The sequence below is a fragment of the Streptomyces sp. NPDC031100 genome, assembly GCF_055570785.1.
In genome coordinates this window covers 608,701-627,935 of the sequence record NZ_JBVIGN010000003.1, presented here as the reverse complement: position 1 = coordinate 627,935, position 19,235 = coordinate 608,701, and the positions used below count along the sequence as shown (strand labels likewise).

Sequence of the window (19,235 nt, the reverse complement as noted above, 5' to 3'; positions counted from 1 at the left end):
GAGGCTCACAAGAAGCGTGCAGAACAAGAAACGGGCGAAGGCTACGGGCGCAGGACGACCTTGCCGAGGTTGGCCCGCCTCTCGATCGTCTCGTGCGCCTTCCCCGCGTCCTCCAGCGTGAACTCGCCGTGCACGGCGGGCTGCAGTGTGCCGTCGGCGAACAGCCGCCACAGCTCCCGCCGCCACTGCTCGTACAGCTCCGGGCGGCCTCGGGCGATCAGTGCCATCTGGAAGCCGATCACCGACTTGGCCCCGACCAGCAGGTCGTACGCCCGGATCGTGCCGCCGCCCGAGCTGTAGGCGACCAGACGGCCGTGCGGGGCGAGCGCGGCGAGGGCAGGGGTGAGCAGGTCACCGCCGACCGCATCCAGGACGCAGTCGACCGGCTCCCCCCAGCTGTCGTCGCTGTACTGAACACAGTCGTCCGCGCCCAGCGAGCGGACGAAGTCCGCCTTGGCCGGATCGGACACGGCGCCCACCACCCGGCCGGCGCCCCGCGCCCGGGCCAGCTGCACGGCAAGATGCCCCACCCCGCTCGCAGCCGCCGTGACCAGCACCGCCTCGCCCGGCGCGGGGCGGGCCGCCTCCAGCGCGCCCAGCGCCACCAGCCCGCTGCGCACGAGTGCGACCGCGTCGACGGCGGTGGCGCCGTCGGGCACGGGGGAGGCCATGGTCTCGTGCAGCACGGCGAAGTCCGCGTACCCGTGGCCGAAGCACAGCCCGGTGACCCGGTCGCCGGTGCGGAAGCCGGTCACGCCCGCGCCGACCGCCACCACCTCGCCGGCGACCTCGCCGCCCAGCGGAATCGGTTCGGCGGCCTCGGTGACCTTGCGGACGACGGGCAGGGTGACGCCGACCGCCTCGCAGCGCACCAGCAGCTCGCCGGCCCCGGGTTCCGGGACGGGGGCCTCCTCCAGGAACAGGGGGCCGCCGGCGGACTCGTACCGGATGCGACGCATCGCAACCTCCAGACGCCGGGCAGACCGGCAGGTCGTTGGGAAAACCCATGAATTCATTGGGAGCCCCATCGGTACTGAAGTATCGTTGGGAAGTCCAATGATTCTTCGGTAGGCTGCGGGCATGGCCGAAGCACCCCTCCCCGCCATCCGCGCCCTGCCCAGCTGGCTCCTCGGCCGCGCCGCCGCCCGCGGCCGCTCCCTGGTCGCCGCCGCCCTCGCGGCCGAGGGGATGAAGATGTGGCACCACGTGGTCCTCTCCGCCGTCCGCGACCTCGCCCCCGTCGCCCAGGCCGACCTCGGCCGCAGTGTGGGCCTCGACCCCAAGGACCTGGTCGGCATCCTCAACGACCTGCAGTCCGCCGGCCACGTCGTCCGCGCCCCCGACCCCAGGGACCGGCGCAAGAACGCCGTGTCCCTCACCGACCCGGGCGCCCGCCTCCTCGTCCGCTGCGAGAAGGCCGCCCGAGAGGCGAACGACGAGCTGCTCGCCCCGCTGTCGACGGCCGAACGCGATCAGTTCACGGACCTGTTGATCCGGATTTCCGGCACGGACGGCTGATCGCGGCTAACGTTCCGTCATGACCGCAGCTCCCGTGCTCGATCCCCAGCGCACCGCGCTCGTCCTCGTCGATCTGATGGACCGCATCGTCGCGCTGCCCCTGGAACCCCGCAAAGGCACCGAAGTCCTCGCCACGTCGGAGGAGTTGGCGGCCGCCTTCCGCCGTGCCGGTGCACTCGTCGTGCTGATCCGGGTCGAACGTCCCTCGGTCGCCGAACAGCCGCCCGGCAGCGGCCTCGTGGCGGGGCTGTGCCGGGACGGCGACCTGGAGATCGTCAAACGCACCATCGGCGGCTTCCACGGCACGGGCCTGGACGAGCGGCTGCGCGAACGCGGCATTCGCACCCTGGTGTTCGGCGGGGTGTCCACCAACCTCGGCGTCGAGTCCACCGCCCGCGCCGCCGCCGACCTCGGCTACGACCTGGTCTTCGTCGAGGATGCCATGGCCGCGTTCACGACTGCCGAGCACGAGGCGTCCATCCGGCTGGACTTCCCGAGGCTGGGCACGGTGACGAGAGCTCGGGAGCTGAGCTTCACCAACGGCTGACCCTGCCGACGGCAAGGGCCCACCAACCCCTACTGTGCCGACGCGCCGGCCGCGAAGAGAGCCGTAGGGGGCGCGCCGGTGTCGAGAGGCCGAACGCGCGGAGGCGCGAAGCGCTGAGCACGATCGGCCTCTCGACACCGGCTGAGGCGCCCCCGAAGGCGAACGAAGCCAAACGACACAGCGGGACCCCGAAGGCGCAGGGGGCGCTCCCCGCCGTTCGGGGCCCCGCCGCCGTGCCGCGGGGAACCGGTCAGCCCTGGGCGGCCGCGGCCCGCAGGGCGACGCGGTCCTCGCCCGCGTACACGTTCATCGAGCTGCCCCGCAGGAAACCCACCAGGGTCAGACCCGTCTCGGCGGCCAGGTCCACCGCCAGCGACGAGGGTGCCGACACCGCCGCCAGCACCGGGATCCCCGCCATCACGGCCTTCTGCGCCAGCTCGAACGAGGCACGGCCCGAGACCAGCAGAATCGTCCGCGACAGCGGCAGATCACCGTTCTGCAGCGCCCGCCCGACCAGCTTGTCGACCGCGTTGTGCCGGCCCACGTCCTCCCGTATGTCCAGCAGCTCCCCGTCCTCGGTGAACAGGGCGGCCGCGTGCAGCCCCCCGGTCCGGTCGAACACCCGCTGGGCCGCGCGCAGCCGGTCGGGGAGGCTCGCCAGCAGCTCGGGGGTGACCTGGACCGGGGGATTGTCGGCGATCGGCCAGCGCGCGGTCGTCCGTACGGCGTCCAGGCTGGCCTTGCCGCAGAGCCCGCACGAGGACGAGGTGTAGACGTTCCGTTCCAGGGTGAAGTCGGGCAGGGTCACGCCCGGGGTGGTCCGCACGTCGACCACGTTGTACGTGTTCGAACCGTCCACCGTCGCCCCCGCGCAGTAGACGATGTTCTGCAGATCGGATGCAGCCGCCAGGCCCCCCTCGCTCACCAGGAACCCCGCCGCCAGCGCGAAGTCGTCGCCCGGCGTGCGCATGGTGATCGCGAGCGGCTTCCCGTTCAGCCGGATCTCCAGGGGTTCCTCGGCGACGAGCGTGTCCGGCCGGGTGGAGACGGCCCCGTCCCGGATGCGGAGGACCTTGCGTCGTTCCGTGACTCGTCCCATGTCCTGATCAGCCCCGGTTCTGTACGTGCTGGTAGCCGAAACGGCCCTTGATGCAGAGATTGCCGTGGGTCACCGGGTTGTCGTGCGGCGAGGTGACCTTCACGATCTCATTGTCCTGCACATGGAGCGTGAGGTTGCAGCCCACTCCGCAGTACGCGCACACCGTGGTCGTCTCCGTCTGCCGGGACGCGTCCCAGGTGCCCGCCGCGCGCATGTCGAACTCCGACTTGAACGACAGCGCCCTCGTCGGGCACACCTCGATGCAGTTCCCGCAGTACACGCAGGCGGAGTCGGTCAGTGGCGCATCGTGCTCGACGGCGATCCGCGCGTCGAAGCCGCGCCCGGCGACCGAGATCGCGAAGGTGTTCTGCCACTGGTCGCCGCAGGCGTCGACGCACTTGTAGCACAGGATGCACTTGTCGTAGTCGCGCACATACAGCTCGTTGTCGACCTTCGGCTCCTCGTTCAGCCGGGCCGCCTCGGGGCCGAAACGGTCCGGCTTCGCCTCGTACTCCTTGATCCACTCAGCGACCTTCGGAGTCGTCGACAAGTCGACCGAGGAGGCGAGCAGCTCCAGGACGATCTTCCTGCTGTGCCGGGCCCGCTCGGTGTCCGTGCGGACCTCCATGCCCGGCTCGGCCTTGCGCGAGCAGGCCGGCACCAGCGTCCGCGACCCCTCCACCTCCACCACGCACACCCGGCAGGCGTTCTTCGGCCGCAGCGTGTCGCCCGCGCACAGGGTCGGGATGTCCTTCCCCGCCGCCCGGCACGCCTCCAGGAGGGTCGAGCCCTCCGGCACCCGGGCCTGCTCACCGTCGATGGTGAACTCCAGCAGCCGGCGCGGGATCCCCAGCGGTGTCACGGTCATTCGTACGCCCCCAGACGGTCGATGGCGGATTCCACGGCGTTCCACGCGGTCTGCCCGAGACCACAGATCGAGGCGTCCCGCATGGCCCGGCCCACATCGCGCAGCAGGGCGATGTCGTCGGCGGCCCCAGCCCGCGTGCGCTCCACGATCCGGGCCAGCGCCTCCTCCTGGCGGACCGTCCCGACCCGGCACGGCACGCACTGCCCGCAGGACTCGTCGCGGAAGAACTCGGCGATGCGCAGCAGCAGGCGGGGGAGCGGGACGGTGTCGTCGAAGGCCATGACCACACCCGAGCCGAGCGTGGTCCCGGCCTCCCGGGTGCCCTCGAAGGTGAGCGGGATGCCGAGTTCGTCCGGCCGTACGAAACCGCCGGCCGCCCCGCCCAGCAGCACCGCCCGCAGCCCCTCCCGCACCCCGGCCAGGTCCAGCAGCTCGCCGAGCGTCGCACCGAACGGCAGCTCGTACACGCCGGGCCGTTCCACGCTGCCGGACACGCAGAACAGCTTGGGCCCGGTGGACCGCCCGGTACCGATCGCCGCGTACGCCGGTGCCCCCATCGTCAGGATCGGGAGCACGTTGACCAGCGTCTCCACGTTGTTCTCGACCGTGGGCCTGCCGAAGAGGCCCTTTTCCACCGGGAACGGCGGTCTGGAGCGGGGCTCGCCCCGGTAGCCCTCGATGGAGTTGAACAGGGCCGTCTCCTCACCGCAGATGTAAGCGCCCGCACCGCGCCGGATGTCGATGTCCAGGCGGTACCCCTGGCCGAGGATGTCGTCGCCGAGGAGCCCGCGGGCGCGGGCCTGGTCGATCGCGTCCTGCAGACGGTGCATCGCTCGCGGGTATTCGCCGCGGACGTATATGAAGGCCCGGTGGGCGGATATCGCGTACGACGCGATCGTGATCGCCTCCACGAGCGCGTACGGGTCGCCCTCCATCAGCACCCGGTCCTTGAAGGTGCCCGGCTCGGATTCGTCGGCGTTGCACACGAGGTAGTGCGGATGGTCCGGCTGGGACGCCGTGGCCTGCCACTTGCGGCCGGTGGGGAAGGCCGCGCCGCCGCGCCCGACCAGCCCCGAGTCGGTGACCTCCCGGATCACCCCGGCGGGACCCAGCTCGAAGGCCCGGCGCAGGGCCGTGTAGCCGCCGTGCGCCCGGTAGTCGTCCAGCGAGGACGGATCCACCACACCGACCCGACGCAGCAGCACCAGCGACGGATCGCCCGCCTGGGGCACCGCCGCCACCGCCGGCGGCTCCTCGGGCGCCGCGTCCGGCGCGCTCGCCGCGAGCAGGGCCGCTTCCACGGCCGCCGGCGCCGACACCGCCGTACGCACCGGATCGCCCGCCCGGACCGCCAGGGCCGCCGGGGCACGCTCGCACAGCCCCAGACAGGGGCTGCGCTCGACGCTCACCCCGCTGCCCGGGCCGAGCCGCGCCTCGATCCCGGCACACAGCTCGCCCGCCCCGGCGGCCGTGCAGGCCAGGTCCGTGCACACGTGCAGCACGGTGGCCGGGCGCGGCCGCACCGCGAACATCGCGTAGAACGTGGCCACGCCGTACGCCTCCGCCGGCGGCACGGTCAGCCGCCGGCACAGGTAGTCCAGGGCGCCCTCGCTGATCCAGCCGATCCGGTCGTTGATCGCGTGCAGCCCCGGCAGCAGCAGATCGCGCCGGTCGCGGGCCGCCCGGCCGCCGCGCGCCCACCTCAGGTCGGCGTCCGTACGGTCGGCGCCCTCCCACGAGGACTCCGGAGGGCCCAACAAGGTGTCGACGGCGGCCCGTTCCTCGTCCGTCGGCTTGCTGTCGCCGAAGTGCAGATCCACGCCCTCACCCCACGTACGTCACGGCCGGCAGCTTCTCGATGCGGATCGCCGACGCCTTGAACTCCGCCGTCCCGGCGATCGGGCAGTTCGCCTCGATCGTCAGCTGGTTGGTGTCCACCTCGTCGGGAAAGTGCATGGTCATGAAGGCGAGGCCGGGCCTCAGCGCGGTGTCGATCCACACCGGCGCCACGACGGACCCGCGCCGCGAGGACACCCGTACCTCCTCGCCCACCACGACCCCGTAGCGCTCGGCGTCCTCCGGGCACAGCTCGACGTACTCACCGCGCCGCAGCGGAGAGGTGAATCCGCCACTCTGCACGCCGGTGTTGTACGAGTCCAGACGCCGGCCGGTGGTGAGCCGGATCGGGAACTCCTCGTCCGTGAGGTCCACCGGCGGATCGTGCTGCACCAGCCCGAACGGCGCGGCCAGGCCCCGCTTCTCGGGGTCCTTCTCCCACAACCTGCCGTGCAAGTACGTGGGTTCGAGCCGCTGGGTGCTCGGGCACGGCCACTGGATGCCCTGGTGCTCCGCCAGCCGCTCGTACGTCATCCCGTAGTGGTCCGGGGACACCGACCGCAGCTCGTTCCACACGGCCTCGGCGTCGGCGTACTTCCAGTCGTGGCCGAGCCGAGCCGCCAGTTCGCAGAGGATGTCGATGTCCTCGCGGGCCTCGCCGGGCGGGGTCACGGCCCGGCGCACCCGCTGCACCCGCCGCTCGCTGTTGGTGGTCGTCCCCTCGGTCTCCGCCCACCCCGCGGTCGCCGGCAGCACCACGTCCGCCAGCTCGGCCGTCTTCGTGAGGAAGATGTCCTGTACGACGAGGAAGTCCAGCGCGCGAAGCCGCCGTACGGCCTGCTCGCTGTCGGCCTCCGACTGCGCCGGGTTCTCCCCGATGCAGTACACGGCCCGCAGCGAGCCCTCCTCCATCGCCTCGAACATCTCCGTCAGGTTCAGCCCGTAGTGCGGCTGGATGACGGTGTCCCAGGCCGACTCGAACTTCAGCCGGACGTCCGCGTCGAGGATGTCCTGGAAGCCGGGCAGCCGGTTGGGGATCGCGCCCATGTCGCCGCCGCCCTGCACGTTGTTCTGCCCGCGCAGCGGCTGCAGCCCGGAGCCGTAGCGGCCGACATGGCCGGTCAGCAGCGACAGGTTGATCAGCGCGCGCACGTTGTCCGTGCCGTTGTGGTGCTCGGTGATGCCGAGCGTCCAGCACAGCTGAGCCCGCTCGGCGCGGGCGTAGGTGTGTGCCAACTCCCGGACGGCGCGGGCCGGTACGCCCGTCACCTTCTCGGCCAGCGACAGCGTCCACGGCTCGACCAACTTGCGGTACTCCTCGAAGCCCGAGGTCGCCCGCCCGACGAAGGCCTCGTTGACCAGGCCCGCACGGATGATCTCCCGGCCGATCGCGTGCGCCATCGGGATGTCGGTGCCGACGTTCAGCCCGAGCCAGCTCTCGGCCCACTCGGCGGTGGACGTCCGCCGCGGGTCGACCGCGTACATCCGGGCGCCGCCCCGTATGCCCTTCAGCACGTGCTGGAAGAAGATCGGGTGCGCGAAGCGGGCGTTGGAGCCCCACATCACGATGACGTCGGTGTGCTCGATCTCCTCGTACGACGACGTGCCGCCGCCGGAACCGAACGCGGCCGACAGGCCCGCGACGCTGGGGGCGTGACATGTTCGGTTGCAGGAGTCGACGTTGTTGGTGCCCATCACGACCCGGGCGAACTTCTGTGCCACGTAGTTCATCTCGTTGGTGGCGCGGGCGCAGGAGAACATCCCGAACGCGCCCCGGTGGCGTGCGAGGCCCTGCGCGGCCCGGTCCAGCGCCTCCTCCCAGCCCGCCTCCCGGAACGGCTCCGCACGGGAGTCCCGCACCAGGGGACGGGTCAGCCGGGTGTAGGTCTTGGGTTGCCGGTTCCTCATGCGGCGCTCCTCAGCGCGAGCAGGTCCGAGATGGCGTGCACGGTGCGCAGGGTGGGCACGGGCACACCGGTGATCTCCGCGAGTTCGACGACGGCCGCGAGCAGCACGTCGAGTTCCAGCGGCTTGCCGCGCTCCAGGTCCTGGAGCGTGGAGGTGCGGTGGTCGCCGACGCGTTCCGCGCCCGCGAGCCGCCGCTCGACGGAGACCCCGACCTCGCAGCCCAGCGCCCCGGCGACGGCGAGGGTCTCGCGCATCATCGTCTCGATGACCTGGCGGGTGCCGCCGTGCAGGCACATCTGCCGCATCGTGGCGCGGGACAGGGCGCTGATCGGGTTGAAGGAGATGTTGCCGAGCAGCTTGACCCAGATGTCGCCGCGCAGCTCCTGCTCCACCGGGCACTTCAGGCCGCCGGCCTTCATCGCCTCGCTGAAGTCCAGACAGCGCGCCGAGATGCTGCGGTCGGGCTCGCCGATGGAGAACCGGGTGCCCTCCAAGTGCCGTACGACGCCTGGCGACTGGAGTTCGGTCGCGGCGTAGACGACACAGCCGACGGCCCGCTCGGGCGCGAGGACGGCGCTGACGGCGCCGCCCGGGTCGACGCTCTCGATGCGGTGGCCGTCGTACGGGCCCCCGTGCCTGTGGAAATACCACCAAGGGATGCCGTTCTGGGCGGCCACCACCGCGGTGCGCTCGTGCAGCAGCGGCTCGATCAACGGCCCGCACGCCGCGTACGCATGGGCCTTCAGACCCAGGAGCACGACGTCGGCCGGGCCGACCTCGGCCGGGTCGTCGGTGGCATGGGGGTGCGCGGTGAAGTCGCCGCGCGGGCTGAGCACCCGTACTCCGTGCTGCCTCATGGCCGCGAGATGCGGTCCACGGGCGACGAGGTGCACATCGGCGCCTGCGCGGTGGAGCGCGGCACCGACGTAGGCGCCGATCGCACCGGCGCCGAGGACTGCGACTTTCACGGGAGCACTCCGTTCGGTTTGAGGGATACCGCGGAGGTGTGGGGGAGGAAGATCCGGAACCTGACAGGGCGACGGCTGAATCCTGTCGACGAAATATTGTCTACAGTATGGAGAGTGCTCCGGCAAGGGTTCGCGCCGCGACCGTTGACCACTCTCCTTCTGCGGCGGCGGTTTCGCGACGATGAGGCCGCAGATGCCCAGCGACAGCAGTCCGCCCAGCCGGCGGGGCCTGATCGCCTTCGCCTGGCTGTGGGTGGGAGCGCCCTCGCCTACGGCGTGTACGAGCTCGTTCAGAAGGCGACGCAGCTGTTCAGGGGTGATACTCGGGCGTCCGAGGGGGTGAGGGAAGCCGACAACCCGGGCGCCCGATTCCTGTGGCTTCACCTGCCGCCGTACTCGCGAGTCACTGATCAGACTGGTGGATCCCGCTACCCACGGCAACGAGGGGGATCCCCACATGAACGGCTCGCGCATCGCCGCCATCGGTCACTACCAGCCCGCCGAGGTGCTCACCAACGACGACCTGGCGGGCATGGTCGACACCAGTGACGAGTGGATCCGCAGCCGGGTGGGCATCCGGACCCGGCACATCGCGGGCCCGGACGAACCGGTCGACGAACTCGCCGCGCACGCCGCCGCCAAGGCCCTGGCCGCCGCCGGACTCGCGGCGCACGACATCGACCTGGTGCTGGTGGCCACGTCCACCGCGATCGACCGCTCCCCGAACACCGCCGCCCGGGTCGCCGCACGCCTCGGCATCCCGCAGCCCGCCGCGATGGACGTCAACGTCGTCTGCGCCGGCTTCACCCACGCCCTCGCCACCGCCGACCACACGGTCCGGGCGGGCGCCGCGACCCGGGCGCTCGTCATCGGCGCCGAGAAGATGTCCGACGTCACCGACTGGAGCGACCGCACCACCTGCGTCCTGGTCGGCGACGGTGCCGGGGCCGCCGTGGTCGAGGCGTGCGGGCCGGGCCAGGAGCCCGGGATCGGGCCGGTGCTGTGGGGATCGGTGCCGGAGATGAGCCACGCGGTGCGCATCGAGGGCACGCCGCCCCGGTTCGCGCAGGAGGGGCAGAGTGTCTACCGCTGGGCCACCACCCAGCTGCCCCCGATCGCCCGGCAGGCCTGCGAGCGGGCCGGTATCGCCCCCGCCGACCTCGCCGGAGTCGTCCTGCACCAGGCCAACCTGCGCATCATCGAGCCGCTCGCGGAGAAGATCGGCGCGGTCAACGCCGTCATCGCCCGCGATGTCATCGAATCCGGCAACACCTCCGCGGCCAGCATTCCGCTCGCCCTGTCCAAGCTGATCGAGCAGGGCGCGGTCCGCAGCGGCGACCCGGTGCTGCTGTTCGGCTTCGGCGGCAACCTGTCGTACGCCGGTCAGGTCGTGCGGTGCCCGTGACGGCGTCCGCGGGGGGCGCGCGGGCGACGTGACGCGCTCAACTCCCGCTTCCTCTGGCTTTTGTGCACCGTAGACTGTAGACGAAAGACAATTCATAGTGGGCAGTCCACCGTGTCCCGCATACAGCCCGCTGTGTGCGCCGGCCAGCCCAGGAGGGGACCGTGATGTTGTCGACCGGACTGCCGCAGGGGGCCGTGCCCAAGCTGGAGCGACCGGGCCCGCTGCGTGACCGTGTCTACGAGGCGCTGCTGGAGCTGATCACCACCCGCGCCCTCCAGCCCGGCCAGCACCTGGTGGAGAGCGAGCTCGCCGGTCACCTCGGAGTCTCCCGGCAGCCGGTCCGCGAGGCGCTGCAGCGGCTGAACACCGAGGGCTGGGTCGACCTGCGGCCCGCGCAGGGGGCGTTCGTCCACGAGCCCACCGAGGAGGAGGCCGACCAGCTCCTGACGGTCCGTACCCTCCTGGAGGCGGAGGCGGCCCGGCTCGCCGCCCTCAACGCCGGCAAGGCGGGAATCGAGGCGTTGGAGGAGCTGTGCGCCGAGGGCGAGAGCGCGGTTGCGGCCGAGGACGTGGACCGTGCGGTCGCTCTCAACGCGGCCTTCCACGCCAAGGTGATGGAACTCGCGGGCAACACGGTCCTCGCCGAACTGGCCGCCCAGGTCGACCGCCGGGTGCGCTGGTACTACACGCCGGTGGCCCGGCAGCGCGGCCGGCAGTCGTGGATCGAGCACCGCGGGCTGATCGCCGCGATCGTGGACCGTGACGAGCAGCGCGCCACCCACCTGATGCGCGAGCACACCGAGCACACCCGGCGGTCGTACCACGAGCGGAACGCGACCTGACAGTCCTCAGAGACAGGCTCTCAGCCGTCGAGCAGCCGCCATGCGGTGAGGGCGAGCCTGGCCCGGGTCAGTCCGGTGGGTTCGGTGAGGTCGATGTCCAGTGTCCTGCCGAGCTGTTCGACGCGGCGGGCGACGCTGCTGTGGTGCAGGTGGAGGAGGTCGGCGGCCCGGCGCAGGGAACCGGTGACGCAGTAGGCGTCCAGAGTCTCCAGATCGTCCGGGGTGCCGGCGATGCGCGCGATGGCGGCCACGTCGGCGTTGCCGCGTGTGGTGTCCGGAGGGATCTCGGCCAACAGCGCCAGCGCGCCCAGGTCGGCGTAGCGGACGACGGGTTCGCGCGGGCTGGTGAAACGGAGGGCGGTGCGGGCCTGCCGCCAGGACCGGTCGGGGCCCCCGGCGGCGCCGATGCCCGCGCGTACGTCGGCCGGAAGCCGCGCCGTGTCGACGGTGGTGGCCAGGACGACGCCCACGTCGGCGAGCGGTGCCGCCTTCACGGGCCGGCCCGGGCAGAGCAGTTGGCCGATCCGGTCGAGCGGGAGCTGCGCGCGTACGGCGACGACGTGGACCGGCGGGTCGGCGGCGAATCCCAGGAGCCGTAACGCCCGTGTCCTGGCCGCCTCGTCGCTGTCGGTGCTGATCGCCAGTTCGACGAGGGCGGGGTCGGCCATGGTGGTGCGGGCCGGGCCGTACCGCTCGACGGCAGCCGCGACGGCGATGGCGAGCCGGTCGAGGAGGACCTCGTCGAGCGGGCCCGGCGCGCCGGGCCGTTCCAGCCACACCGTGCCGATCTCCTCGTCGTCGAGGGTGATCGGCACGGTGGTGGACGCGGGTGACGGCGGGGTGGACGCTTCCGTGCCCTGGGGCGAGACGCGGGTCACCCGCCCCGTGCCGTGGAGTCGTATCCCGGCGACGCACTCGGCCAGGCCCGCCGAGGCGCGGGCGAGCGCCGGGAGATCCACCCGTCGGCGCATCAGCGTGTCGTAGAACGCCACGATGCGGATCGCGCCGTCGACGTATGGATCGAGTCCCGACAGCCGTACGGCCAGTGCCTCCATGGCAGAAGGATAGAAGGGCGGGCAGACGGCAGGGGCCGCCGATCGGCGCGCGATCGGGGCGGGATGAGCGACGGATGGCGGGTGACCGCTCGGGGGACGGCCGTGAGGATGGCCGTCATGGATCCCGAACTAGAGGCTTTCATCCCGTTCTTCCCCCGCATCGACCTCAACGACCCGGTCGCCGCGCGGGGGCACCTCGCCGAGCTGGCCGCCGCAGTGCCCGCACCGGACACCACGGACGTGGAGGTCACGGACCGTACGGTGCCCGCCGCCCCGGACGTGGCGGTGCGGATCTACCGCCCCCGACAGGCGCAGGGTGCCCTCGTCTGGCTGCACGGCGGCGGATACGTCATGGGGGACCTGGACACCGAGCACCCGTGGGCCACCCGGATGACGGAGGGCTCCGGCGCGGTGGTGATCACGGTGGCCTACCGTCTGGCCCCGGAGCATCCGTACCCGGCCGCCCTCGACGATGCCTACGCCGTACTGAACTGGACCGCGCAGAACGCGGCCGAACTCGGCATCGACCCGGCGCGGATCGCGGTCGGAGGCCACAGTGCCGGCGGTGGACTCGCGGCCGCGCTGGCCCTACGGGCGCGTGACGAGCAGGGCCCCCGTATCCGCTTCCAACTGCTCAGCCAGCCCCAGCTCGACGACCGTCAGGAGACCTGGTCGCAGCGGCACTTCACCGACACGCCCTGGATGAACCGCGACAAGGTCACCGCCTCGTGGCGGCAGTACCTGGGGGACCGGCCCGCCACACCGTACGCCGCCCCCGCGCGCGCCGCCGACCTGTCCGGCCTGCCACCGGCCTACCTGGCCACCGCGGAACTCTGCCCGAACCGCGACGAGGACCTCGCCTACGCGCTGCGCCTGCTGCAGGCGGGCGTCTCCGTCGAACTGCACCAGTGGCCCGGCACCTTCCACGGGTCGCAGGCGCTCCTGTCCGCCGAGGTCTCGCAGCGGCAGATCGCCGAACTCGGCGCAGTCCTGCGCCGCGCGCTGGCCGAGTGAGCCGTGGATGCGGGCGAGCGCGGAGGTGAGGCCCCGTTGCACTCATCGATCATGAAAGGACGGATGTCGTGAAGTTCCGACTGGCTTTATTCGGAGGCATGGCCGCGCTGAGTGTGTGGGCGGGCATGGGGACGGCGTTTCCCGCGCCCGACGACACACGGGCCGTACCGGCCGACAGCAGGGGCTCGTCCACCGGCTTCGATCCCGCGGAGCTGCAGTCCGCCGCGGACGGGGTCCACCGCGCCGGGATGCCGGGCGTGTACGCCGAGGTGCGCGACGGCGGCCGGACCTGGCGCGGCGCCTCCGGGGTCGCCGATGTCACGACCGGACGTCCCGTCAGGCCCGGCATGCGCCAGCGCGTCGGCAGCATCACCAAGACCTTCACCGCCGCCGCGATCCTGCAGCAGGCCGAGCAGGGCCGGATCCGGCTCGACGCGCCGATCGACGACTATCTGCCTGGGCTGGTGCCCGGAGAGCGCGGCAGGAAGATCACGGTGCGGATGCTGCTCAACCACACCAGCGGCATCCCCGACTACATCCCCTATGCGTTCCCGTCCCTCCGGAAGTTCTCGCCGGAGAGCCTGGACGACAACCGGTTCCGGCAGTTCCGCCCGGCCGAGCTGATCGAGCTGGGACTCACGGCGCCTCCCGCCGGCGAGCCCGGAGGTCCTGCAGGGGTGTACTCCAACACCAACTACGTGATCCTCGGTCAGCTTCTGGAAAAGGTGACCGGTACCACGGCCGAGCAGTACATCACCCGGAACGTCATCGACCGCGCCGGACTCCGGCACACGGAGTTCCCGACCGGACCGCGCATCGAGGGACCGCACTCGCGGATGTACGAGGCGCTCTGGGGCCATCTCGACCCGCCGCGCGACTACAGCGTCTACAACATGTCCTGGGTGGCGCCGACGGCTTCCCTGATATCGACCATGGAGGACCTCAACCGCTTCTACGGCAAGCTGCTGGCCGGCAAGATCGTCGACCGGTCGTCGCTGGCGCAGATGCAGCGCACGGTCCGGGTCCGCGCCCTCGACGGAACGACGATCGACTACGGCCTCGGCCTGCAGAAGGTCACCGTCGAGGGATGCGGCACCTTCTGGGGCAACGCAGGCACGGTCTGGGGGGCCGGAACGACGTCCCTGACCCGGGCGGACGGCCACCGCCAGATGTCCGTCGCGATCAACCTCATGAGGTGGGCCCAGCCGGACTCCTCGGGGAAGCCGCAGCACGACCCCATCGACACCGCACTGTCGACGCTGTACCGGCAGGCGATGTGCGGCAAGGGAGAGACCCGGGAGTAGGTGTCCTCGTCCATGCGGTGTTCCCCCCTCCCGCGATCGGTGAGCCGATCGGAGAGGGGGCAACACCGGGCCGGCCGCCGCGGGGAGACGCGGCCGGGTGCTCAGGCCGCCGGTTGCGGCTCGGCGGGCCGCACCGCCGTACCGTCCGTGCGGCCCGGCTGCCGTAGCAGCAGGGCGATCGCCGCCGCCACCATCGAGACGCCGCCGGCCAGGGCGTAGGCGCCGTTGTAGCCCCAGGCGCCGACCACCATCGAGCCGAGGCCGCCGCCGAACAGGCCACTGACGAGCTTGCCGCTGTACACCAGGCCGTAGTTGGTGGCGTTGTAGTTCTCGCCGAAGTAGTCCGGAGTGAGCGCCGCGAACAGCGGGTAGAACGCGCCGCCGCCGAACCCGGAGAGGAACGCGAAGAACAGGAAGAGCCACTCGCTCCTGACGTCACCCGCCCAGATCACCCCGAACTGGGCGAGCCCCAGGACGACGATGACGAACACGAGGGTCGACTTGCGGCCCCAGCGGTCGGACATCCAGCCCACCACACCGCGGCCGACGCCGTTGACGACCGCCATCACGCCCATCGAGGAGGCCGCGACCAGCGGGCCGAAGCCCACGTCCTTGGCGAAGTCGACCTGGAAGGAGATGCCGAAGACGGAGACTCCCGCGGTCAACACGATGGAGATCCACATCAGCGGGAGCATGCCGCTGCGGACGGCCTCCTTCGGCGTGAACTGCCGTACGGCGGGCGGGTTCTTGGCGAGGGACGTGGCGTTGCGCTTGTCGCCGGTGAAGGTGAGCGGGTCGATGTCGGCCGGCCACCAGTTCTTCGGCGGGTCCTTGAAGAAGAACGCCGAGCCGAGCACCACGATCATGATGTAGCAGCCGATGAGGTCCAGGACCCGGTGGTAGTTCGCGGTGTCGAAGGCGTAGTTGAAGATGAAGATGAAGGGCAGGGAGCCGTACGCGAAGCCGCCGTTGACGAAGCCCGTGCGGGCGCCGCGCCGTTCGGGGAACCACTTGCCGACCATGTTGATGCACGTCGCGTACACCAGCCCGGCGCCGATCCCGCCGATCACACCGAAGCCCAGGATCGCCGGCCACACGTCACCGAGGTGCGACAGGGCGAGGAAGCCGACCAGGCACATACCGGATCCCGTGTACATCGCCCGGCGGGCGGTCAGGATGCCCTTCTCCCGCAGCCAGCCCGCCGGGAAGGCGATGCCGGCCTGGAAGAACACCCAGATGCTCAGGATCCAGAAGGCGTTGGACTGCGTCCAGCCGTGCGCGTGGGAGAGGGTGTCCTCCGCGGAGCCGTACGCGTACTCGAAGACACTGATCGCCATCATGGCGATCCACGGCAGGTAGATCATGAGCTTGCGGGAGTGGCCGAGGATGTCCCGGTCGGTCTCCCCGATCCGGTACACGCGCCCGTGCGCGTCGGTCACTTCACGATACGGCTGCCGGTCCTGGCCGGTGCTGTTCGTGGCTATCGGGTCTGCCGTCATGTCACGCCATCTCCTCGCCGAGCGGATGCGGGTTGGGGACGATGCGCCGGGCGTTCGGCCTGCCCGGTGCCTTGAGGAAGAGGGCCAGCACCGCGGAGGCCAGGCCGATGGAGCCCGCGAGGACGAACGCGCCGTGGTAGTCCCACTCGCCGACGACGACCGCGCCCAGACCCGAGCCGACCAGGCCCGAGACCAGGACGCCGAACTGCGCGCTGCCGAGCACGATGCACACGATGATCAGCGTGTTGCGGCGCCCGTACCGGTCGGACATCCAGCCGATGACGCCGCAGCACAGCAGACAGAACCACATCATCCACAGGACGGGCGTACGGGCCGCCTCCTTCGGTGTGTACTGCTTCACGGCGGGCGGGTTCTTCGCCAACGCCCGGCGGATCCTGGGGTCTTCGGTCGCCTTGAGCGGATCGACGTGCAGCGGCCACCAGTTCTTCGGCGGGTCCCTGAAGAACCAGCCCGCCGAGGCCACCACCAGACACAGCCCGACACCGACCGAGGCCAGCAGCACCCGGTAGTTGCTCAGGTCCAGCACCGAGGTGAAGAGGAAGACGAAGGGCACGGACCCGTAGGCGAAACCGCCGTTGACGAAGCCCGTCTTGCCGCCCTTGCGCTCCGGATACCACTTGCCGACCATGTTCACGCAGGTCGCGTAGACGAGACCGGCGCCGATGCCGCTGCACATGCCGAAGCCGAGATAGGCGACGACCACGTTCGGCGCGTACGCCAGGGACAGATAGCCCAGCAGTGTGCCGACCGCGCCGATCAGCATGGCCGTACGGGCGGGGAGGTGTCCGCTCTCCCGCAGCTGCCCGGCCGGAAAGGCCACGGCCGCCTGGAAGAACACCCAGACGCCCATCAGCCAGAAGATGTGCCCGCTGCTCCACAGATGCGCCTCGTGGAGCGTGTCCTCCGCCGACGTGAACGCGTACTCGGCGGAGCTGATGCCCATCATGCCCACCCAGGGCAGGATGACCATCCATTTCCGTGTCCGGCCCATCAGATCGACGTCCGACTCGCCGATCCGGTACACGCGGCCGTTGCGGTCCGTCACCTCCCTGCAGGGAACGGACCTCGAACAGTCGGTGGTTCTCATCGCTCAGCACCCCTTGCGTCGAAAGCTCTGGCCAGCGCCCCCTGTCCAATGCGTTTCGTGCGCGCACGGGTCCCGGGGCCGGCCGACGCGCACCGTCGGCCGGCCCCTGCTCACTCACCTCATGAACCGCCCCCCAACAGTCCTGCCGCCCGCGCCCACCGGTACTTCGCGCCGAGCACGGCCACCGGCTTCTCGGTCGTGTACGGGTACGCCACGACCCCCCGCTCGAACAGGTACTGGCAGGCCTCCTCGACCTCGACGTCCCCCGCGAGGGACGCCACGACCGGCTTCTCGATTCCCCGCTCGCGGAACTCGGCGACCACCCGCGCGGTCACCTCGGCGAACACCATCGGCGGGGTGACGATCGTGTGCCAGTAGCCGAGTACCAGCGCATGGATCCGCGGGTCCTCCAGGCCCAGCCGGATCGTCGCCTCGTACGTCGACGGCGGCTCGCCCCCGGTGATGTCCACGGGGTTGCCGGCCGCCCCGAACGGCGGGATGAACCGGCGGAACGCCTCGTCCAGGTCGGGCGGGATCTCCATCAGGGACAGCCCGTTGTCGGTCACCGCGTCCGACAGCAGTACGCCGCTGCCGCCGGCGCCCGTGATGATCACGACGTTGTCGCCCCTGGGAGCGGGCAGGACGGGCAGGGCGCGGGCGTACTCCAGCATGTCGTTCAGGCCGGGCGCCCGGATGACGCCGGCCTGCCGGAGGATGTCGTCGTACACCGCCTCGTCGCCCGCGAGCGCCCCGGTGTGCGAACCGGCCGCCTTCGCGCCGGCCGCCGTACGGCCCGCCTTCAGCACCACGACCGGCTTCTTCGGCACGGTCGCGCGGGCCGCCTCCACGAACGCCCGCCCGTCCTTGAGGTCTTCCAGGTGCATGGCGATGCACTCGGTGTGCGGGTCCTCGCCGAACCAGGTCAGCAGGTCGTCCTCGTCCAGGTCCGACTTGTTGCCGAGGCCGACGATCGCCGACACGCCCGTCTTCGTGGTGCGGGCGAAGCCCAGGATGGCCATGCCGATGCCACCGGACTGCGAGGTCAGGGCCACGCCCCCCTTCACGTCGTACGGTGTGCAGAACGTGGCGCACAGGTCCTGCCAGGTGGAGTAGTAGCCGTAGATGTTCGGGCCGAGCAGACGAACGCCGTACCGTTCGGCGATCCGCACGACCTCCGCCTGGAGTTCGTCCTCGCCGGTTTCCGCGAACCCGGAGGGGATGAGGACGGCGTTCGGGATCTTCTTGCGTCCCACCTCCTCCAGGGCCGCGGCCACGAACTTGGCGGGAATGGCGAAGACGGCCACATCCACCTCACCGGGAACGTCCGTGACACTCTTGTACGCCTTGCGGCCCAGAATGTCATCGGCCTTGGGGTTCACCGGATGGATCTCCCCGGAGAAACCGCCGTCGACGAGGTTGCGCATCACCGAATTGCCGATCTTGCCCTGCTCGTTGGAGGCGCCGATCACGGCGACGGAAGCCGGCTGCATCAGACGGCGCATGGACGCGAGGATCTGCTCGCGGGTGTACGTCCTCCTCGGTGCCGGCTGCTTCTCGGCGAGGATCACCCGGATATCCGCGGCCATCGCGCCGTCCGGGGTCGCGATCACCGGGTTGAGGTCCACCTCGGCTATCTCCGGGAAGTCCGCGACCAGTTCGGACACCCGCCGGATCTGCTCGGCGACCGCCCACCGGTCCACACCCGCCTGCCCGCGCACCCCGCGCAGGATCTCCGCCGACCGGATGGAGTCGAGCATCGACAGCGCCTCGTCGGCCGTGACCGGCGCGAGCCGGAACGTCACGTCCTTCAGCACCTCGACCAGCACCCCGCCGAGCCCGAACGCCACGACCTTCCCGAACGTGGGGTCGGTGACCGCGCCGACGATGACCTCCTGCCCCTCGGGCAGCAGCTCCTGCACCTGGACGCCCTCGATGCGGGCTTCGGCGTTATAGGCGCGCGCGTTCTCGATGATCCGGCAGAACGCGGCCCGTACGTCCGCCGCGCCCTCCACCCCGACGACCACACCGCCGGCGTCGGTCTTGTGCAGGATGTCCGGCGAGACGATCTTCATCACGACGGGCCCGCCGGAACGTGCCGCCGCGGCCACCGCCTCGTCCACGTCCCTGGCCAGCTCCTCGCCCGGTACGGCGATCCCGTACGCGTCGGCGATCACCTTGCCCTCGGGCGCGGTCAGGGCACTGCGGCCCTCGGCGCGCACGCCGTCGAGGAGCGACCGCACCCTCAGCACCCGGTCTTCGGCCAT

The 19,235-nt window shown here is 71.2% G+C and carries 16 protein-coding genes and 1 pseudogene; 7 read left to right on the top strand and 10 right to left on the bottom strand.

Annotation, left to right across the window (positions count from 1 at the left end; genetic code table 11):
* Positions 1–41: 41 nt before the first annotated feature.
* Positions 42–959 carry a quinone oxidoreductase family protein gene (locus ACZ5DS_RS10760; protein WP_468235888.1) on the bottom strand — a complete coding sequence of 306 codons (918 nt, stop codon included), beginning with the start codon at positions 957–959 and terminating at the stop codon, positions 42–44.
* A 121-nt stretch (positions 960–1,080) separates the two neighbouring features.
* On the opposite strand from ACZ5DS_RS10760, the gene ACZ5DS_RS10755 reads away from it, so the two are divergent.
* Together ACZ5DS_RS10755 and ACZ5DS_RS10750 are read left to right on the top strand one after the other, a co-directional pair.
* Positions 1,081–1,518, top strand: a complete 438-nt coding sequence (locus ACZ5DS_RS10755; protein WP_468235886.1) for a MarR family winged helix-turn-helix transcriptional regulator — start codon at positions 1,081–1,083, stop codon at positions 1,516–1,518.
* A 19-nt stretch (positions 1,519–1,537) separates the two neighbouring features.
* The gene (locus tag ACZ5DS_RS10750) at positions 1,538–2,065 is read left to right on the top strand and encodes an isochorismatase family protein (protein ID WP_468235884.1); all 528 of its coding nucleotides are present in this window, start codon (positions 1,538–1,540) and stop codon (positions 2,063–2,065) included.
* A gap of 250 nt (positions 2,066–2,315) precedes the next feature.
* Here ACZ5DS_RS10750 and fdhD read toward each other — a convergent pair whose 3' ends face one another.
* Genes fdhD through ACZ5DS_RS10725 form a run of 5 tightly spaced genes read right to left on the bottom strand, consistent with a single transcriptional unit; the run spans position 2,316 to position 8,744 of the window.
* Positions 2,316–3,164: a formate dehydrogenase accessory sulfurtransferase FdhD gene (fdhD, locus tag ACZ5DS_RS10745; protein WP_468235881.1), complete on the bottom strand. Its 849-nt coding sequence runs from the start codon at positions 3,162–3,164 to the stop codon at positions 2,316–2,318.
* Positions 3,165–3,171: 7 nt separating this feature from the next.
* On the bottom strand, positions 3,172–4,032 hold the full coding sequence (locus tag ACZ5DS_RS10740) for a 2Fe-2S iron-sulfur cluster-binding protein (protein ID WP_468235878.1): 861 nt from the start codon (positions 4,030–4,032) through the stop codon (positions 3,172–3,174).
* Complete coding sequence (locus ACZ5DS_RS10735) at positions 4,029–5,852, bottom strand: NAD(P)H-dependent oxidoreductase subunit E (RefSeq protein WP_468235876.1); 1,824 nt, start codon at positions 5,850–5,852, stop codon at positions 4,029–4,031. The genes ACZ5DS_RS10740 and ACZ5DS_RS10735 overlap by 4 nt, the downstream gene beginning before the upstream one ends.
* 4 nt (positions 5,853–5,856) lie before the next feature.
* Positions 5,857–7,776 carry a molybdopterin oxidoreductase family protein gene (locus ACZ5DS_RS10730; RefSeq protein ID WP_468235874.1) on the bottom strand — a complete coding sequence of 640 codons (1,920 nt, stop codon included), beginning with the start codon at positions 7,774–7,776 and terminating at the stop codon, positions 5,857–5,859.
* Positions 7,773–8,744 (bottom strand): 2-dehydropantoate 2-reductase, encoded by a 972-nt coding sequence (locus ACZ5DS_RS10725; protein WP_468235871.1) that lies wholly within the window; start codon positions 8,742–8,744, stop codon positions 7,773–7,775. The genes ACZ5DS_RS10730 and ACZ5DS_RS10725 overlap by 4 nt, the downstream gene beginning before the upstream one ends.
* A 193-nt stretch (positions 8,745–8,937) precedes the next feature.
* Between ACZ5DS_RS10725 and ACZ5DS_RS10720 the strand changes: the two are divergent.
* The 3 genes and pseudogenes from ACZ5DS_RS10720 to ACZ5DS_RS10710 form a co-directional block, all read left to right on the top strand.
* A pseudogene (locus ACZ5DS_RS10720) lies at positions 8,938–9,062 on the top strand (MFS transporter small subunit); the annotation flags it as partial.
* A gap of 139 nt (positions 9,063–9,201) precedes the next feature.
* Positions 9,202–10,149 (top strand): beta-ketoacyl-ACP synthase III, encoded by a 948-nt coding sequence (locus ACZ5DS_RS10715; protein WP_468235869.1) that lies wholly within the window; start codon positions 9,202–9,204, stop codon positions 10,147–10,149.
* A 164-nt stretch (positions 10,150–10,313) separates the two neighbouring features.
* Entirely contained in the window at positions 10,314–10,991 is a 678-nt protein-coding gene (locus ACZ5DS_RS10710) for a GntR family transcriptional regulator (protein ID WP_468236424.1), read from the top strand.
* Positions 10,992–11,011: 20 nt separating this feature from the next.
* Here the strand turns inward: ACZ5DS_RS10710 and ACZ5DS_RS10705 are convergent, their stop codons facing one another.
* The gene (locus ACZ5DS_RS10705; RefSeq protein ID WP_468235867.1) at positions 11,012–12,046 is read right to left on the bottom strand and encodes a helix-turn-helix domain-containing protein; all 1,035 of its coding nucleotides are present in this window, start codon (positions 12,044–12,046) and stop codon (positions 11,012–11,014) included.
* 117 nt (positions 12,047–12,163) lie between these two features.
* Between ACZ5DS_RS10705 and ACZ5DS_RS10700 the strand changes: the two genes are divergently transcribed.
* Together ACZ5DS_RS10700 and ACZ5DS_RS10695 are read left to right on the top strand one after the other, a co-directional pair.
* A complete protein-coding gene (locus tag ACZ5DS_RS10700; RefSeq protein WP_468235864.1) occupies positions 12,164–13,060 on the top strand; it encodes an alpha/beta hydrolase in 897 nt (298 codons plus the stop codon).
* 248 nt (positions 13,061–13,308) lie between these two features.
* Positions 13,309–14,364, top strand: a complete 1,056-nt coding sequence (locus ACZ5DS_RS10695) for a serine hydrolase domain-containing protein (protein ID WP_468236422.1) — start codon at positions 13,309–13,311, stop codon at positions 14,362–14,364.
* A 101-nt stretch (positions 14,365–14,465) separates the two neighbouring features.
* Here the strand turns inward: ACZ5DS_RS10695 and ACZ5DS_RS10690 are convergent, their stop codons facing one another.
* The 3 genes from ACZ5DS_RS10690 to ACZ5DS_RS10680 all read right to left on the bottom strand — a co-directional run bounded on the left by ACZ5DS_RS10690 (position 14,466) and on the right by ACZ5DS_RS10680 (position 19,235).
* On the bottom strand, positions 14,466–15,863 hold the full coding sequence (locus ACZ5DS_RS10690; protein WP_468235862.1) for an OFA family MFS transporter: 1,398 nt from the start codon (positions 15,861–15,863) through the stop codon (positions 14,466–14,468).
* A 1-nt stretch (position 15,864) separates the two neighbouring features.
* A complete protein-coding gene (locus tag ACZ5DS_RS10685; RefSeq protein WP_468235860.1) occupies positions 15,865–16,971 on the bottom strand; it encodes an OFA family MFS transporter in 1,107 nt (368 codons plus the stop codon).
* Positions 16,972–17,090: 119 nt separating this feature from the next.
* Positions 17,091–19,235: an acetate--CoA ligase family protein gene (locus tag ACZ5DS_RS10680; RefSeq protein WP_468236419.1), complete on the bottom strand. Its 2,145-nt coding sequence runs from the start codon at positions 19,233–19,235 to the stop codon at positions 17,091–17,093.

Excerpts from the sequence above, each read along its gene's own strand:
- fdhD (WP_468235881.1), bottom strand. The coding sequence starts at position 3,164 with ATGGGACGAGTCACGGAACGACGCAAGGTCCTCCGCATCCGGGACGGG.
- ACZ5DS_RS10680 (WP_468236419.1), bottom strand. The coding sequence starts at position 19,235 with ATGGCCGAAGACCGGGTGCTGAGGGTGCGGTCGCTCCTCGACGGCGTG.
- ACZ5DS_RS10740 (WP_468235878.1), bottom strand. The coding sequence starts at position 4,032 with ATGACCGTGACACCGCTGGGGATCCCGCGCCGGCTGCTGGAGTTCACC.
- ACZ5DS_RS10715 (WP_468235869.1), top strand. The coding sequence starts at position 9,202 with ATGAACGGCTCGCGCATCGCCGCCATCGGTCACTACCAGCCCGCCGAG.
- ACZ5DS_RS10705 (WP_468235867.1), bottom strand. The coding sequence starts at position 12,046 with ATGGAGGCACTGGCCGTACGGCTGTCGGGACTCGATCCATACGTCGAC.
- ACZ5DS_RS10700 (WP_468235864.1), top strand. The coding sequence starts at position 12,164 with ATGGATCCCGAACTAGAGGCTTTCATCCCGTTCTTCCCCCGCATCGAC.
- ACZ5DS_RS10690 (WP_468235862.1), bottom strand. The coding sequence starts at position 15,863 with ATGACGGCAGACCCGATAGCCACGAACAGCACCGGCCAGGACCGGCAG.
- ACZ5DS_RS10685 (WP_468235860.1), bottom strand. The coding sequence starts at position 16,971 with ATGAGAACCACCGACTGTTCGAGGTCCGTTCCCTGCAGGGAGGTGACG.
- ACZ5DS_RS10730 (WP_468235874.1), bottom strand. The coding sequence starts at position 7,776 with ATGAGGAACCGGCAACCCAAGACCTACACCCGGCTGACCCGTCCCCTG.
- ACZ5DS_RS10710 (WP_468236424.1), top strand. The coding sequence starts at position 10,314 with ATGTTGTCGACCGGACTGCCGCAGGGGGCCGTGCCCAAGCTGGAGCGA.
- ACZ5DS_RS10760 (WP_468235888.1), bottom strand. The coding sequence starts at position 959 with ATGCGTCGCATCCGGTACGAGTCCGCCGGCGGCCCCCTGTTCCTGGAG.
- ACZ5DS_RS10750 (WP_468235884.1), top strand. The coding sequence starts at position 1,538 with ATGACCGCAGCTCCCGTGCTCGATCCCCAGCGCACCGCGCTCGTCCTC.
- ACZ5DS_RS10695 (WP_468236422.1), top strand. The coding sequence starts at position 13,309 with ATGCCGGGCGTGTACGCCGAGGTGCGCGACGGCGGCCGGACCTGGCGC.
- ACZ5DS_RS10755 (WP_468235886.1), top strand. The coding sequence starts at position 1,081 with ATGGCCGAAGCACCCCTCCCCGCCATCCGCGCCCTGCCCAGCTGGCTC.